15 protein-coding genes are annotated in these 14,723 nt (G+C 68.0%); 8 read left to right on the top strand and 7 right to left on the bottom strand.

Annotated features, from left to right (window positions below):
• Nucleotides 1-4: 4 nt before the first annotated feature.
• The 4 genes from thrS to AT701_RS14690 all read right to left on the bottom strand — a co-directional run bounded on the left by thrS (nt 5) and on the right by AT701_RS14690 (nt 4,365).
• Nucleotides 5-2,059: a threonine--tRNA ligase gene (gene thrS / locus AT701_RS14705; RefSeq protein WP_058126098.1), complete on the bottom strand. Its 2,055-nt coding sequence runs from the start codon at nt 2,057-2,059 to the stop codon at nt 5-7.
• Between the two features lie 84 nt (nt 2,060-2,143).
• Nucleotides 2,144-2,575, bottom strand: a complete 432-nt coding sequence (locus tag AT701_RS14700) for a TIGR02611 family protein (protein ID WP_011728698.1) — start codon at nt 2,573-2,575, stop codon at nt 2,144-2,146.
• Nucleotides 2,572-3,240, bottom strand: coding sequence for a PaaI family thioesterase (locus AT701_RS14695; protein WP_014877536.1), 669 nt, complete (start codon nt 3,238-3,240; stop codon nt 2,572-2,574). The genes AT701_RS14700 and AT701_RS14695 overlap by 4 nt, the downstream gene beginning before the upstream one ends.
• A gap of 42 nt (nt 3,241-3,282) precedes the next feature.
• The gene (locus AT701_RS14690) at nt 3,283-4,365 is read right to left on the bottom strand and encodes a hypothetical protein (protein ID WP_058126097.1); all 1,083 of its coding nucleotides are present in this window, start codon (nt 4,363-4,365) and stop codon (nt 3,283-3,285) included.
• A gap of 138 nt (nt 4,366-4,503) precedes the next feature.
• Between AT701_RS14690 and AT701_RS14685 the strand changes: the two genes are divergently transcribed.
• From AT701_RS14685 to AT701_RS14670, 4 genes are read left to right on the top strand one after another with little or no spacing between them, the layout of a single operon-like run.
• Nucleotides 4,504-5,151 (top strand): ABC transporter permease, encoded by a 648-nt coding sequence (locus tag AT701_RS14685; RefSeq protein ID WP_058126096.1) that lies wholly within the window; start codon nt 4,504-4,506, stop codon nt 5,149-5,151.
• Nucleotides 5,144-6,328 carry a betaine/proline/choline family ABC transporter ATP-binding protein gene (locus AT701_RS14680; protein WP_058126095.1) on the top strand — a complete coding sequence of 395 codons (1,185 nt, stop codon included), beginning with the start codon at nt 5,144-5,146 and terminating at the stop codon, nt 6,326-6,328. The genes AT701_RS14685 and AT701_RS14680 overlap by 8 nt, the downstream gene beginning before the upstream one ends.
• Before the next feature lie 56 nt (nt 6,329-6,384).
• Nucleotides 6,385-7,107, top strand: a complete 723-nt coding sequence (locus AT701_RS14675; RefSeq protein ID WP_223496132.1) for an ABC transporter permease — start codon at nt 6,385-6,387, stop codon at nt 7,105-7,107.
• Nucleotides 7,104-8,057, top strand: a complete 954-nt coding sequence (locus AT701_RS14670) for a glycine betaine ABC transporter substrate-binding protein (RefSeq protein WP_058126093.1) — start codon at nt 7,104-7,106, stop codon at nt 8,055-8,057. The genes AT701_RS14675 and AT701_RS14670 overlap by 4 nt, the downstream gene beginning before the upstream one ends.
• Nucleotides 8,058-8,059: 2 nt before the next feature.
• Here AT701_RS14670 and AT701_RS14665 read toward each other — a convergent pair whose 3' ends face one another.
• Nucleotides 8,060-8,860: an SDR family NAD(P)-dependent oxidoreductase gene (locus tag AT701_RS14665; RefSeq protein WP_058126092.1), complete on the bottom strand. Its 801-nt coding sequence runs from the start codon at nt 8,858-8,860 to the stop codon at nt 8,060-8,062.
• A gap of 122 nt (nt 8,861-8,982) precedes the next feature.
• On the opposite strand from AT701_RS14665, the gene AT701_RS14660 reads away from it, so the two are divergent.
• Nucleotides 8,983-9,777, top strand: coding sequence for a DUF3159 domain-containing protein (locus tag AT701_RS14660; RefSeq protein WP_011728690.1), 795 nt, complete (start codon nt 8,983-8,985; stop codon nt 9,775-9,777).
• A gap of 18 nt (nt 9,778-9,795) precedes the next feature.
• On the opposite strand, the gene AT701_RS14655 is transcribed toward AT701_RS14660, so the two are convergent.
• Nucleotides 9,796-10,593 (bottom strand): NADPH-dependent oxidoreductase, encoded by a 798-nt coding sequence (locus AT701_RS14655; RefSeq protein ID WP_011728689.1) that lies wholly within the window; start codon nt 10,591-10,593, stop codon nt 9,796-9,798.
• Nucleotides 10,590-11,621 carry an aldo/keto reductase gene (locus AT701_RS14650; protein ID WP_058126091.1) on the bottom strand — a complete coding sequence of 344 codons (1,032 nt, stop codon included), beginning with the start codon at nt 11,619-11,621 and terminating at the stop codon, nt 10,590-10,592. The genes AT701_RS14655 and AT701_RS14650 overlap by 4 nt, the downstream gene beginning before the upstream one ends.
• 407 nt (nt 11,622-12,028) lie before the next feature.
• Between AT701_RS14650 and AT701_RS14645 the strand changes: the two genes are divergently transcribed.
• The 3 genes from AT701_RS14645 to AT701_RS14635 all read left to right on the top strand — a co-directional run bounded on the left by AT701_RS14645 (nt 12,029) and on the right by AT701_RS14635 (nt 14,706).
• A complete protein-coding gene (locus AT701_RS14645) occupies nt 12,029-13,030 on the top strand; it encodes a ketopantoate reductase family protein (RefSeq protein WP_011728687.1) in 1,002 nt (333 codons plus the stop codon).
• An 85-nt stretch (nt 13,031-13,115) separates the two neighbouring features.
• Nucleotides 13,116-13,913 carry an SDR family NAD(P)-dependent oxidoreductase gene (locus AT701_RS14640; RefSeq protein ID WP_058126090.1) on the top strand — a complete coding sequence of 266 codons (798 nt, stop codon included), beginning with the start codon at nt 13,116-13,118 and terminating at the stop codon, nt 13,911-13,913.
• Nucleotides 13,914-14,007: 94 nt separating this feature from the next.
• Entirely contained in the window at nt 14,008-14,706 is a 699-nt protein-coding gene (locus AT701_RS14635; protein WP_058126089.1) for a hypothetical protein, read from the top strand.
• The last annotated feature ends 17 nt before the right edge of the window (nt 14,707-14,723 follow it).

Here is a 14,723-nt window from a genome sequence, read left to right as displayed (position 1 = left end):
CCTGTCACTTCGCGGCGCCCGCCTTCACCGTCTCGGCGGTCGGCACCTCGTTGACGCGGTCGGCGATCCATTTCACGATCATCTCGACGGCCTCGTCGCGCGGCACACCGTTGATCTGGGTGCGGTCACCGAAGCGGAATGAGACGGCGCCGGCCTCGGCGTCCTTGTCGCCCGCGAGCAGCATGAACGGCACCTTCATGTTGGTGTGGTTGACGATCTTCTTCGCCATCCGGTCGTCACTGGAGTCCACCTCCACCCGGACCCCACGCGACTTCAGTTGCGCGGCAACCTCTTCCAGGTACGGGGTGTGTGCGTCGGCCACCGGAATACCCACCACCTGCACGGGCGCGAGCCACGCCGGGAACGCGCCCGCGTAGTGCTCGGTGAGAACACCGAAGAACCGCTCGATCGAGCCGAACAGGGCGCGGTGGATCAGCACGGGGCGCCGGCGGCTGCCGTCAGCGGCGGTGTACTCGAGCTCGAAGCGGTCAGGCATGTTGAAGTCGAGCTGGATGGTCGACATCTGCCAGCTGCGGCCCAGTGCATCCTTGACCTGCACCGAGATCTTCGGCCCGTAGAACGCCGCACCGCCCGGGTCGGGCACCAGGTCCAGAGCCGAGGCCTCGGCCACCTCGCGCAACGTCTCGGTGGCCTCCTCCCAGATCTCGTCGGAGCCCACGTACTTCTCGGGGTCCTTGGTGGACAGCTCCAGGTAGTAGTCGTCGAGGCCGTAGTCCTTGAGCAGGCTCAGCACGAACTCCAGCAGCCGCGTGAGCTCGTCACGCATCTGCTCACGCGTGGTGTAGATGTGCGCGTCGTCCTGGGTCATGCCGCGCACGCGGGTCAGCCCGTGCACCACGCCGGACTTCTCGTAGCGGTACACCGAGCCGAATTCGAAGAGCCGCAACGGCAATTCGCGGTACGAACGCCCACGCGACCGGAAGATCAGGTGGTGCATGGGGCAGTTCATGGGCTTGAGGTAGTAGTTCTGTCCCGGCTTTCGCACCTGCCCGTCGGCGTCGTACTCGGCGTCGATGTGCATCGCGGGGAACATGCCGTCGGCGTACCACTCCAGGTGGCCCGAGGTGACGTAGAGCTGTTCCTTGGTGATGTGCGGGGTGTTGACGAACTCGTAGCCCGCCTCCAGGTGCTTACGCCGCGAGTAGTCCTCGAGCTCGCGTCGCACCACACCACCGCGGGGGTGGAAAACCGGTAGGCCAGAACCCAATTCGTCGGGGAAGCTGAACAGGTCGAGCTCCACGCCCAGCTTGCGGTGGTCGCGGCGCTGCGCCTCCTCGATGAGCTCGAGGTGACGGTCGAGCGCCTCCTGCGACTCCCACGCGGTGCCGTAGATGCGCTGCAGGCTCGCGTTGTTCTGGTCGCCGCGCCAGTACGCGGCGCTGCTGCGGGTCAGCTTGAACGCCGGGATGTACCTGGTGGTCGGGATGTGCGGGCCACGGCACAGGTCGCCCCACACCCGCTCCTTGGTGCGGGCGTTGAGGTTGTCGTAGGCCGTCAGCTCGTCTCCGCCGACCTCCATGACGTCGGGGTCACCCGACTTGTCGTCGACGAGTTCGAGTTTGTAGGGCTCGTTGGCGAGTTCCTCGCGCGCGGCGTCCTTGGACTCGTACACGCGCCGCGAGAACAGCTGCCCGTCCTTGATGATCTGGCGCATGCGCTTCTCCAGGCGCTCCAGATCCTCGGGCGTGAACGGCTCCTCGACGTCGAAGTCGTAGTAGAAACCGTCGGTGATCGGCGGGCCGATGCCCAGCTTCGCCTGCGGGAACAGCTCCTGCACGGCCTGCGCGAGCACGTGGGCGCACGAGTGGCGGATCACGCTGCGGCCCTCTTCGGTGTCGGCGGCGACCGGGGTCACCTCGACGTCGGTGTCCGGGGTCCACGACAGGTCCCGCAGCCGGCCCTCGGCGTCGCGGACCACCACGATCGCATCGGGTGCGCCACGGCCGGGCAGGTCGGCTTCACGAACCGCCGCGCCCGCGGTGGTCCCGGCAGGCACCCGGATAGGGGCTGCGGGGGCGGAACTGGCGACGGCGGTCATCGGGGCTTCTCCTATGGGCAGGGACTAGGGCGAACGCGACTATGCTATCGGTCCTGCTGCCGGGTGCTTGCCGGGGCGCGACGTCTACGAGCCGATGCCGATGGGGCTCTTGAGCCACGCGGGTTCGAATCCGACCAGGCCACCGGCCCAGTACAGCGCGCCGAGCCCCCACAGTGTGGCGAGGACGACGGCCGCGGTGAACCCCGCGCTCAGCGCCTTGACCGCGATGTGCTGCCGCGCGAACCACGCCATCACCTCGTCGTAGCGCCGCCGGATGAAACGCAGCGCGACCTCGGCGAACCGGAACTCGGTGGCCAGGATCGCCAATCCCAGGAACACGATCGCCCAGCCCGGGCCCGGGTACGGGATCGCGACGACGCCGACGGCCAGCACCACAGTGCCGACGACGCCGATGACGCTCCGGTAGACGAAGTTGGCCAGCGGGCGCTTGCGCAGACGCTCACGTTGGTGCACCCACTGATCCCGGTACTCCGACAGCTTCTCCTTGACGTTCATGGCTGGCCCGGTTTGAGCCGCACGAACAGCGCCTCGGCCTCGGTGAGCACGTCGGCGCCGTCACACAGCCGCCCCGTGACGAAGATCTTGCGGCCCTCGATCCGGTCGATACCGGCCTCGACCTGCAGTTCCTTTTCGATCGGCGCGATCTTGCGGTAGTTGACATGCAGATAGGCCGTGCGTTGATGGCGGCTGTGGGTCAGCTTGGCCGCCGTGAAGCCCAGCAGCGAGTCGAACATCAGCGACAGCGCTCCCCCGTGCACCGCGCCGTTGCGGCCCAGGTGGAAGCGGCGGAAGTACGCGGTTCCGACGATCCGGCCGTCCTCGACGTCGAGGTTCACCGGCACCGAACTGACGTTGCCCCGGTTGGGCAGGTCGAGGCGGCGGCCCGACGGCGAGCTCCACTCGTCGGCGTCGTACGGCGCGAGCAGCGCCGACACCTTCTCGATCAGCCCGGCGGCCTCGGTGAACACCTCGTCGGGGGCATCGGCCGCCTTCGCGTGGTCCTGCAGGGTGCGCACGGCCTCGACGAACCTGCCGTAATCAGGTCCGCCGCGCGTGGTCGGTTCCGGCGGGTTGAACCCTCCGCCGGCGTGCTTGCTCGCGGGATCGGTCTGGCTGGCCACGGTTCCACCGTATTGCCTGCCGGCCGCGACCCTTGCCATCGACTGTGCGCCCAGGGCGGGATTGCCCGCCGCTCACCGCCCTCAGCGCACGCTCGACGGGGCGGCGTCCTCTTCCAGCCCCTGCCGGACCACGGCCTGGTCCAGTTGATAGGTCAGGATGGCCAGGGTGAACAGCCCGATGGACATGTTCGCAAGGGCGCCAAAGCCTTCCGTGGCGAAATCGACGAGCGCGTTGAGGAAGGTGAACGCCAGCGCCGCATTGCGCAGCCAGCGCAGCGGCCACACCGCGTCGGTGCGGTGTCGCGCGATCATCGCGGGCAGTGCCAGCGCCGAGGTGATGACGGCCGTGGCGAGCAGGATGATCGACGACGGCGTGGCACCGGCGACGTGGAAGGTGACGTCGCCCTCTTCGAAGAGGTGGTCGCCGATCACGATGCCGAGCACCCCGAACAGCACACCCGCCACCGAGCCCAGCACCAGCAGCCACCCCAGCACCGGAACCCATCGTGGGCTGCGGAAGAACCCGGGGATCAGCCGTGGCAGCTTCTGCTGCATCCGGTAGAGGCGCTCGGGCGCGGGATGGGCCGAGATGAGCAGCGCGCGGATGTGCTCGAGCTCGTCGGGGTCGGCGCCCAGTTCGCGGGCCTGTTCGACGAGCGTGAGGCCCACGTCGCGGCGGTGCCGCGCCAGCCCGCGGGCGACACCGTCGGCGGCTATCGACGCGGCCGACGCGACGCACTCGCGCGCGGTGAACGGCCTGACGCCGCGCACCACGCGGGCCCCCACCAGGATGAGGACCACCAAGATGTACATGATCTCGGCGGCCGGGCCGTAGAAGTAGTCGTTGTCCTTCGTGACGAACTTGCCGACCTCGTCGAGGAACAGGCCGAAGCCGATGCCGCCCAGCACGACCGCCGCGATCCGGGCGCCAAAACCCAGCACCAGCCAGCCGATCAGCAACGCCACCATCATCAGCGCACCGCCCCACAGGGCGTGTGCGATGTGCAGGTTGCCGCCGCCGATCTGCGGATAGCCGGTCAGCTCCAGGTAAAGCCGGGTGACCAGGATGGTGGCGATCGCGAACAGGACGAATGCCTCGGCGGCGCTGGATCCCAGCACGTTCCGGGTGATCGGCCCGCGCTTGTCGCGGCTGGTCGTGGTCATCGGTCCTCCGGCTCTCGATTCGCTGGCATGGTTGTACCTCACGGGATCCGCGCTCACCCGCGTAACACGGGTGTTTGAAGGCGGCCGACGGTGGGTACAGGGTCGGCGACGTTCAAGATCGGGAGGCGCTGACAGTTCATGGGCTTTGTCGAATTCGTGCAGGACCGGTGGGCGGTTCTGTCGTTCCTCGCCTATCAGCACATGAGCCTCGTGGTGCAGACCCTGCTGATCGCCACGGCCGCCGCACTCGTCGTCGGCGTGCTGATCTACCGCTCGCCGTGGGCCAGCGCGATCGGCAACACGCTCACCTCGGTGGGACTGACCATTCCGTCGTACGCACTGCTCGGCGTGCTGGTGGCGTTCATCGGCATCGGGGTGCTGCCGTCGGTGATCATGCTGGTGTTCTTCGGTTTCCTGCCGATCCTGCGCAACGTGCTGGTGGGTCTCGGCGGTGTGGACCGCGCACTGATCGAATCCGCGCGCGGCATGGGTATGAGCCGACTGTCCACCCTGCTGCGACTGGAAATCCCGCTGGCCTGGCCGGTGATCATGACCGGGGTGCGGGTCTCGGCCCAGATGCTCATGGGTGTCGCCGCGATCGCCGCGTACGCACTCGGTCCCGGTCTCGGGGGCTACATCTTCTCCGGGATCTCGCGCACCGGCGGCGCCAACGCCACCAACTCGATCGTCGCGGGCACCGTCGGCATCCTCATCCTGGCGGTCGTGTTGGACACCGTGCTCAACATCATCACCCGCCTGACCACTCCGAGGGGGATTCGTGTCTGACCCGGCGCTTTCCGGCGATCCCGTCGCCACCCAGACCAGCGGTGTGCGCATCCTGCTCGACGGCGTGACCAAGCGTTACGACGCGAAAGGCCCTGCGGCCGTGGACGACATCACCATCGAGTTCCCGGCCGGGGAGATCGTCATGCTCGTCGGCCCCTCGGGGTGCGGCAAGACCACCACGATGAAGATGATCAACCGCCTGATCGAACCGACCAGCGGCCGCATCCTGATCGGCGACGACGATGTGACACACCGCGATCCCGACGAACTGCGCCGCCACATCGGCTATGTCATCCAGGGCGCGGGGCTGTTCCCCCACTACACGGTCGGCGAGAACATCGCGATCGTGCCGCGGCTGCTGAAGTGGGAGAAGCAGCGCATCGCCGCACGCGTCGACGAACTGCTCGATCTGGTGAATCTCGAACCGGCGCAGTACCGCGACCGCTACCCGCGCGAACTGTCCGGCGGCCAGCAGCAGCGGGTCGGGGTGGCGCGGGCGCTGGCGGCCGATCCTCCGGTGCTGCTGATGGACGAGCCGTTCGGCGCGGTCGATCCGATCACGCGTCAGCACCTGCAGGACGAACTGCTGCGGCTACAGGACGAACTCCACAAGACCATCGTGTTCGTCACGCACGACTTCGACGAGGCCGTCAAGGTCGGTGACCGCATCGCGATCCTCACCGAGGGCTCCCGGATCGTGCAGTACGACAAGCCCGAGGAGATCCTGGCCAACCCGGCCGACGATTTCGTGCGCGGCTTCGTCGGGCACGGCGCGGCGCTCAAGCAACTCACCCTCACGCGCGTGCGCAACGTCGAGTTGCACGAGGCGGCCGTCGCGCATGTCGGTGACGATCCCGCCGAGGCCATCCGGACCGCGCAGGCCATCGACCGTGAGCATGTGATCGTGCTCGATCAGCACGACCGCCCGCTGCGGTGGTTGTCGTTGTCCGATCTCTCCGACGCGCACTCCCTCGAGCGCGTCACGCGCGACGAGAATCTCGAAAAGGTCAGCACCTCCTCGACTCTCAACGACGCGCTCGACGTGATGCTCACCTCGTCGCACGGCGTGGTGGTGGTGACCGGGCGGCGCAACGCCTACCAGGGCGTCATCCGGGTCGAGACCATCATGGACGCGATGCCGGACATGCAGACCTCGCCGACGGGTCCGATGCCGTGACCACCACCGCACCCGACACCGAAGGCGTCGCGCTCCCCGCCGAACCCTCGTCCCGGTTGGGGCTGGGCCGCTGGCTGATCCAGCCGCTGGTGTGCGTGGCCGCGGTGGCCGGTTCGCTGCTCTACGTCAAGGTCGCCGACGTTTCCAAATCCGAGCGGCGCGCGCTGGGGATCGGCAACCTGTTGACGCTGTTGCGCGAGCACATGGTGATCAGTGTCGCGGCAACAGTTCTCACGTGCGTGCTGGCGATCCCGCTGGGCATCGCGCTGACCCGGGGTTCGATGCGGCGGTACGCCAAGCCGATCATCACCGTGGCCGGTTTCGGTCAGGCCGCCCCGGCGATCGGGCTCATCGCGCTCGGCGCGGTGCTGTTCGGGATCGGCACAACCGGATCGATCGCGGCGCTGACGGTGTACGGCGCGTTGCCGATCATCGCCAACACCGTCATCGGCCTCGACGGCGTCGACCCCCGGCTCGTGGAAGCCGCACGCGGCATGGGGATGTCGTCGTTCTCGGCGCTGCTGAAAGTGGAGTTGCCGCTGGCGTTGCGCGTGATCGTCGCGGGTGTGCGCACCGCGCTGGTGCTCATCGTGGGTACCGCGTCGCTGGCCGCGTTCACCGGTGGCGGCGGGTTGGGTCAGCTCATCACGGTCGGAATCCGGTTGCAGCAGACCACGACGCTCGTGGTGGGCGCGATCCTGGTCGCGTCGCTGGCGCTGTTCATCGACTGGCTCGCCCGGGTGGTCGAGATGCTCGCGGCCCCCAAGGGGCTGGGATGACGCGCAAACTTCTCGCCGCGGCGCTCGTGCTCACCACGACGCTCGCCGGTTGCGGGCTGCGTTCGGCCAGCGGCACCGTGCTCGACGCCGAACCGGGCGCCATCCGGCATTACGATTCGCTCGACGGCGTGCCGATCACGGTGACCGCCAAGGATTTCACCGAACAGCTCATCCTGGGCAACATGGTCTCGATAGTGCTCAACGCGGCAGGGGCCGAGGTGACCAACATGACGAACACCCCGGGCAGCTTCGGCGTCCGGCAGGCCATGCTGAACGGCAGCGCCACCGTCTCACCGGAGTACACCGGCAACGGCTGGATCAACTACATGGGCAACGAGAAGCCCATCCCCGATCCGACCGCGCAGTGGCAGGCCGTCAACGAGGCCGACGCCGTCAACAACCTGACGTGGCTGCCGCCCGCACCGATGAACAACACCTATGCCTTCGCCATCCGGGAAGCCGAGGGCGAGCGGCTCGGGGTGACCAAGCTGTCCGATCTCGCCGAGCTTCCCCGCAACGAGCTGACGTTCTGCGTGGAGAGTGAATTCGCCAGCCGCAACGACGGGTTCGTGCCGATGCTGCAGACCTACGGGTTGTCCCCCGACGCCCTTGGGCGCGTGACCCATCTGGACACCGGCGTCATCTACACCGCGACGGCCGACGGCGACTGCAATTTCGGTGAGGTGTACACCACCGACGGCCGCATCCCCGCGCTGGATCTGCGTGTGCTCGACGACGACCGGAAATTCTTCCCGCTGTACAACCTGTCCGTGGTGGTGAACACCGATCTGCTGCGGGCGCACCCCGAACTCGGTGAGATCTTCGGCGAGCTCAGCCCGAGGCTCACCAACGAGACCATGATGGCGCTCAACGCCAGAGTCGACAGCGACGGCGACGATCCGGCGATCGTCGCGCGCGACTGGCTGGTCTCGGAAAAGCTGCTGAGTTGAGGTCAGCGCACCACGGCGGGATGCGGGACGCGCGGGGCGCCGAGCATCTCGCGGTGTGACGGCGGGACACGCCCGCCTTCGTCTGTGATGCCGTAGCGCGTCGCGAGTTCGGCACCGATGACCGTCTGGCCGGACAGCTCTCCCAGCTGCGGGTCGCGGTAGAGCGCATCGATCAATCGGCCGGTGAACTCCGGGGTTTCGGCGTGCTTGGCGGTCTCGGCCAGCGCCTCGGGATTCCCGGCAAACGCCGCACGTAATTTCTCGGTGAGCAGGATGCCCATCCAGATCGACACCGTGCACACCGACGTGCCGCGGAAATCGACCGCCATGTCGGCCGCAAGTTTGTCCACGCCGGCCTTCTGCGCCCCGTAGGCCGGGCCGTGCATGTAGCACACCGAACCCGGTGACGACGTGAACGCGATCAACCCCTTGTCCCCCGCGAGCAGCAGCGGCGCGGCGTGCCACGACGCCACGTACGCCGAGCGCAAGCCGACGTCGAGCACATCGGCCAGCTCGATCGGCTTCTCCCAGAACGGTTTCGGATCGACCAGTGCGTCGTGGATCGCCGCGGCGTTGTTGACCAGCAGGTCCAGGCGCCCGGACTCGTCGGCCACCCGCCGGAACAGCGCGCCGACGGCGACGTCGTCGGAATGATCGACCGGCACGGCGACCCCGCCGGGTCCTGGATCGGTCACGGTGCGTCCCGTGACGTACACCTTCCACCCCGCGGCGAGCAGGGCCGCGGCGATGCCGCGGCCGGCGCCTCGACTGGCTCCCGTGACAACAGCTACCGGTGTGTCCATGCCGACCAACCTACGGTGCGCGCATGCTCGGGGCGCCGAGGGTGCCGAAGCGCCGCGATTGTGCTGTCGAAAGATCCGATTTGCCCTGAACTCTGACGACTCCGCAAATAAAGTTGTCGGCCATGACCAAGTTTCTCGACGGCTACCTCGAGTCCCCGCTCTCGGGTATCGCGCCGTGGGTGGTGATGGCGGTGCTGTCGACGCCCGGCCATTTCGAAGAGGCCGTGTGTGCGGCGCTGGGCCTGACCCTGCTCACGATGTGGATCAACCGGCGGCGTGGAGGAACGCTGCACGCACTCGACTTCTACGGTGCGGCGTTCTTCGTGGTGCTGGCCGTGATCGGGCTGGCCGTCCCCGCGGATACCGTGGACTGGTTGCAGGAGTGGGCCGGTGAGCTCAGCAACATCGCGCTGGCCGTGTTCGTGATCGCCACCATCGTCGTGCGGCGGCCGTTCACGCTCCCGTACGCCAAGGAGCAGGCCCCGCAGGAGCATTGGGACAGTCCGCTGTTCCTGCGGATCAACTACGTGATCTCGGGGGTGTGGGCAGCCGCGTTCACGTTCTCGGCCGTCGTCGGATTCATCGGCAACGCGATCCTGCACGACCCGGACAACTTCTGGACCGGCTGGGTCCTGCAACTGGGTTCGATCTTCTTCGCGGTCGCGTTCACGGGGTGGTACCCCGACTACGCGACGGCGAGATTCGACGAACAGACCGGCGAGAGCCCGGAGACCGCCGAGACCGGGGCAAGCCTGGTCAAACTGTTCGACTGGCTTCCGATGTTCGTGCTGATCGCCGGGATCTTCGGCTGGGTCACCGACGCGCTGCCCGATGTGGTCGGGATTGCCATGATCGTGGTGGGGCTCGCCGGAAATGCGTTGGTGAGCAAGCTGTCCGGCGCCACCGAGAAGGTCTGACACCAGCACCGCCCGCGGTCAGCGGATTCCCAGGCCCAACCGCTCGAGCTGAGTGCGCAGCAGGTGGCGTCCCGAAAGCGATTGTGGTCCCGCGAGCCTGGCCAGCACCCGCTCGCTCCACGTCCCGGTCAGCCCGTGGCGGGTGTTGTAATCGGCGAGACGCTCGTCGTAGGCCGGCACATGGGAATCGGCGGTCTGGGCGTCGTACTGCTCATGGTGCAGCACGGCCTCCCGCGGCAGCCGCGGTTTGATGCCCGCATTCTCGGTGGGGTCGGGGAACCCCACGGCCAGACCGAAGGTTGCTACGGCAGACGGCGGCAGCCCCAGCTCGGCGGCCACTTCTTCGGGATGGTTACGGATCGCGCCGACGAACACCGTTCCCAGTCCCAGTGATTCGGCTGCCAGCACCGCGTTCTGCGCCGCCAGCGCGGTGTCGACAAATCCGATGATCGTGGTCTCCAGATAGTCGGCCCCGTCCAGTGGCACCCCGGCACGTTCGGCGATGCGCCGGGCCCGCCCGAGATCAGCCACCCACACCAGGAACAGCGGAGCGTCGTTGATGAACTGCTGGTTCTTTGCGAGCACCGCCAGCCGTGCCTTGCGTTGCGGGTCACGAACCGCGACGACGCTCCAGGGCTGCAGGTTCGACGAGGTCGCCGCCGACTGGGCCGCGGCGACCAGCGCCGAGAGGTGCTCGTCGGAGACCGCGTCGGGCAGGAACTTCCGTACCGAGCGGTGGGCGAGTTGCAGTGCCAGCGTGTCGCTGTGGACGCCGAGGGTCGCATCGACGTCTGCGTAGCGGGCGATGACCGTCATCGATTCTGCACACCCGAATCTGCCTGCGGGGCCTCGGTGCCGAGGTGCTCGGGTCGGGCCGAGCGGTGCCCGGCGACCTGACCGGCGATCCCCTCCAGACGCCGCAGGTGGTCATCGCTCAACTCGATGCCCACCGCGCAGAGGTTCTCGCGGAGGAACCCGACGTGGCGGGTGCCCGGGATGGGCACCACGTCCTGTCCCCGTGAGAGCACCCAGGCCAGCGCGACCTGGCCGGGTTGCACACCGAGTTCACCCGCGACCGTGACCACGGTGTCGGCCAGCGCGCGGTTCCGGTCGAACGCCTCGTCGCTGAACCGCGGGTGGTCGCGGTGGGTGCCGCTGATGTCGTCGCGCGACTGCACACGACCGGTGAGCCAACCGCGGCCCAGCGGTGAGTACGGCACGATGCCGATGCCGAGTTCTCGTGCGATCGGCGCGGTCTCGCCTTCGATGTCGCGTGTGAACAGCGACCACTCGTTCTGGATCGCCGCGATGGGATGTACGGCGTGCGCGCGCCGCAGCGTCTGTGGACCGGGTTCAGACAGCCCGATGTGACGCACCTTTCCGGCCTGCACCAGTTCGGCGAGCGCTCCCACGGTGTCTTCGATCGGCACCTGGGGATCCACTCGGTGCTGGTAATAGAGGTCGACGTGGTCCACACCCAGACGGCGCAGCGACCCCTCGATCGCGCTGCGTACGTACTCGGGCCTGCCGTCGAGTGCGCGGCCGTCCGGGCTGGTACCCCGGTCCAGCCGGTTGCCAAACTTGGTCGCGATGACGACGGAATCGCGCCTGCCCCGGATCGCCTTGCCAAGCAGTACTTCGCTGTGCTCGGGGCCGTAGATGTCGGCCGTGTCGAACAGTGTCACCCCGAGGTCGATCGCCGCGTCGACGATGTCCTTGGCCTGCTTCTCGTCGTCGGGTCCGCTGCCTGCGCGAAAGCTCATGAACCCCAGTCCGATCGCCGACACCTCGGGTCCGCCGGACCCCAGCCGCCGTCGATCGGTGCGCAATGGTGCCACTGTCATGTCATCCGTTCTTCTTCAGGTGAAAGGGTGGTGCTCACCGGCCGTGGTTGATGTTCGCCGTCGGCGGGAACGGACACCAGATTTACAACCGCGGTGATTCATGGTGCCCCATCCCGCCCCTGCAACACCCTGTGGTGATCCACTGATTCCCCGCAGTTGATTCCCACAGGCAACGGGCAGCTGCCGGCCGAGCCTGTCCGGACACACCGGGAACGAAAATGCAGGCGCGGCACCGATTCCGGGAGACAGCTGCGATGCGGCTGAAAGGGGCCGGTCGCCGAGCCTCAGGCACGCACAGCGATCCCGCAGAACACGCGCGCTCAGAGATCGGCAGAATCGGGAGGTGAAGCTCCTGATCGTGCCGCAGGAATCGGCGCGTACAACGTCTGACCGGAAGCGAGTTTTCGATGACCGACACCACACCGCACCCCGTCGTCGTCTACGGAACCGGAGCGGTCGGGGGTGTCATCGCCGCCCAACTACGACTCGGAGGTTTCGACGTGACCGCGGTCGCCCGTGGGGACCACCTGCGTGCCATCCGGGCCGGCGGGCTCAAACTGGTGACGCAGGCCGGTGAGCGCACCGTGCCGCTTCCTGCCGCGGCCGACGCCGGCGAGGTCGACTGGAGCGACGAACCCGTCGTGATCCTCGCGGTCAAGAGCCATCAGACCGGTGCCGCTCTCGACGATCTCGCCACGCACGCCCCCGCGCACACCGCAATCTTCGCGGCGCAGAACGGTGTTGCGAACGAGATGGCGATACTGCGGCGCTTCGCCGATGTGTACGGCGTCACGGTCATGTTGCCCGCGGCCCACCTCGAACCGGGTGTGGTGGTCCAGCAGAGTCATCCGCTCGCGGGCATCTTGGATCTCGGGCGCTACCCCTCCGGTGCCGACGCGGTGGCGCATGACGTCGCGGCCATGCTGCGTGCCTCGCAGTTCCTGTCGGAGGTCCGCCCCGACATCATGGCGTGGAAGCACCGCAAGCTGATCATGAACCTCGGCAACGGGGTGACCGCGATTTTCCGTCCGGGCCCGGCCGCCGATGAACTCGCCGCACAGGCACGCGCGGAGGCCGAAGAAGTGCTCGGCGCCGCGGGAATTCCGGTGGTGCCGCCCGAGCAGGACACCGAGCGGCGCGGCAGATTCCTCGCGGGCCGGGTGCGTGACGACGTCCACGGCTCCACCTGGCAGAGCGTCGCGCGTGGCCACACCGAGGTCGAAACCGACTATTTCAACGGGGAAATCGCGCTGCAGGCACGCCTGATCGGACGGTCCGCACCGGTCAACGAATATCTCCAGCGGGTGACGGCCGACCATGCCCGGCACGGTCGGCCGCCCCGATCGCTCGACGCCGCCGAGGCACTTTCCCACATCACTGCCGGCGCGGCCGCACCGGAGCACCTTTGAGATCCCGGCGATCGAATGCCTTGTCCGCGTCTCGGACCCACCACACGATGAGCTCGGCGAAAAGCGAGTGCTCACAAGGAGAGACATGGATCTGCAACTGACCGGCAAGCGCGCGATCATCACCGGCGGCAGCAAAGGCATCGGCCTGGCGATCGCCCACGCGCTGGCCGCCGAAGGCGTCGACGTGGTGCTCGCCGCGCGCAATCAGGAGACCCTGGAGAAGGCCGCCGCCGAGGTCGCCGAACGCACCGGGCGGCGGGCGATCCCCGTCGTCGCCGACACCGGGGACGACGAGTCGGTCAAGGCCCTCGTCGCTCGTGCCGTCGAGGAACTCGGCGGCGTCGACATCCTGGTCAACAACGCATCGAATCAGGCGGTCGGCGCGGCGTTCCCGGATCTGGCGGGCACCACCGACGAGGCGTTCTGGGGCGACGTCAACGTGAAGGTCGTGGGCTATCTGCGCGCCGCGCGCGCCGTCGCGCCGCATCTCAAGGCGCAAGGTTGGGGCCGCATCATCAACATCAGCGGGCTCGGCTACCGGCAGACCCATTCGATCGTGCGCAGCATCCGTAACGTCAGTGTGGCGGCGCTGACCAAGAACCTCGCCGACGAACTCGGACCGCACGGGATCAACGTCACCGTCGTGCATCCCGGGCAGACGCGCACCGAGAGCAAGACCGCCCAGTTCGAGGCCGCGGCCAGGGCCGCCGGGATCGATGTCGCCGACTACGAGCGGCAGATCGCCGACAACGCCATCGGGCGGGTCGTGGATGCCGCGGAAGTGGCCGATGTCGTGGCCTTTCTCGCCTCGCCGCGCAGCGTGAGCATCACCGGGGACGCCGTGGCCGTGGGCGGTGGCCTGCTCGGCACCGTCAATTACTGATCGCGTCCGCGAGTGTGAACTCTCAGCGAGAAAATCGCCGGAAGCTCGCTGACGTTTCACACTCGCGGAACGGGTGAACGCGCATGATGGGGCTATGGCGACGACCCGACGCATGGCCGGCGTACTCGGTGCCACCCTGCTGACAGCCGCTCTGAGCCTCACACCCGGCACCGCGAACGCGGCCGAGGAGTTCACCTACCAACCGCTGTGGCCGTTCGCGTCGCAGGCCGACGCCGACACCTGGCTGCGCGAGGGCGGCCCGGCCGGCCACGCGCCGTGGCACGCCGACCCGTCGGCCACCGCGTTGTCGTTCACGCGCGACTATCTGGGCTTCACCGAGATCGACCGGGTCACCGACGTCACCGAGCACGCCGACGAGGCCTGGGTGGGTGTGGGTTACGTCCTGCCCAACGACCGGCCCACGACGGCCGCGACGGTCCACCTCGCCCGCTACGGGGCCGCTCCCGACGCGCCGTGGGAGGTGGTCGGCAGCCGCGACGACGTGCTCACGCTCACCGCACCTCCGTACGGAAGTCCGGTCTCCACGGCGATCGACGCGGGTGGTGTGATCACGGGCGTCGACGAGAGCCTGCGCCTGCGGGTGCACCAGAACGGCCCTGAGCAGATGCTCGGTGAGCACTGTTGTGTCGCGGCCGGCGGCGAGGCCGCGCCATGGTCGGCCACCGTCAGCACCATTGCACCGCAACCCGGAACCGTCACGCTCGTGGTGTGGACCGGCGGCCATGTCGCCGAGGTGGAGAAGTTCGCGGTCACGGCCCTGTTGGCATCGTGACCTTTCGCACCGCCGCC

Source organism: Mycolicibacterium smegmatis, assembly GCF_001457595.1.
Classification (GTDB): Bacteria; Actinomycetota; Actinomycetes; order Mycobacteriales; family Mycobacteriaceae; genus Mycobacterium; species Mycobacterium smegmatis.
This window is presented reverse-complemented; position numbering and strand designations above follow the sequence as displayed.

Coding starts and splice junctions, on each gene's coding strand:
- thrS (WP_058126098.1), bottom strand. CDS start 2,059: ATGACCGCCGTCGCCAGTTCCGCCCCCGCAGCCCCTATCCGGGTGCCT.
- AT701_RS14700 (WP_011728698.1), bottom strand. CDS start 2,575: ATGAACGTCAAGGAGAAGCTGTCGGAGTACCGGGATCAGTGGGTGCAC.
- AT701_RS14695 (WP_014877536.1), bottom strand. CDS start 3,240: ATGGCAAGGGTCGCGGCCGGCAGGCAATACGGTGGAACCGTGGCCAGC.
- AT701_RS14690 (WP_058126097.1), bottom strand. CDS start 4,365: ATGACCACGACCAGCCGCGACAAGCGCGGGCCGATCACCCGGAACGTG.
- AT701_RS14685 (WP_058126096.1), top strand. CDS start 4,504: ATGGGCTTTGTCGAATTCGTGCAGGACCGGTGGGCGGTTCTGTCGTTC.
- AT701_RS14670 (WP_058126093.1), top strand. CDS start 7,104: ATGACGCGCAAACTTCTCGCCGCGGCGCTCGTGCTCACCACGACGCTC.
- AT701_RS14665 (WP_058126092.1), bottom strand. CDS start 8,860: ATGGACACACCGGTAGCTGTTGTCACGGGAGCCAGTCGAGGCGCCGGC.
- AT701_RS14660 (WP_011728690.1), top strand. CDS start 8,983: ATGACCAAGTTTCTCGACGGCTACCTCGAGTCCCCGCTCTCGGGTATC.
- AT701_RS14655 (WP_011728689.1), bottom strand. CDS start 10,593: ATGACGGTCATCGCCCGCTACGCAGACGTCGATGCGACCCTCGGCGTC.
- AT701_RS14650 (WP_058126091.1), bottom strand. CDS start 11,621: ATGACAGTGGCACCATTGCGCACCGATCGACGGCGGCTGGGGTCCGGC.
- AT701_RS14645 (WP_011728687.1), top strand. CDS start 12,029: ATGACCGACACCACACCGCACCCCGTCGTCGTCTACGGAACCGGAGCG.
- AT701_RS14640 (WP_058126090.1), top strand. CDS start 13,116: ATGGATCTGCAACTGACCGGCAAGCGCGCGATCATCACCGGCGGCAGC.
- AT701_RS14635 (WP_058126089.1), top strand. CDS start 14,008: ATGGCGACGACCCGACGCATGGCCGGCGTACTCGGTGCCACCCTGCTG.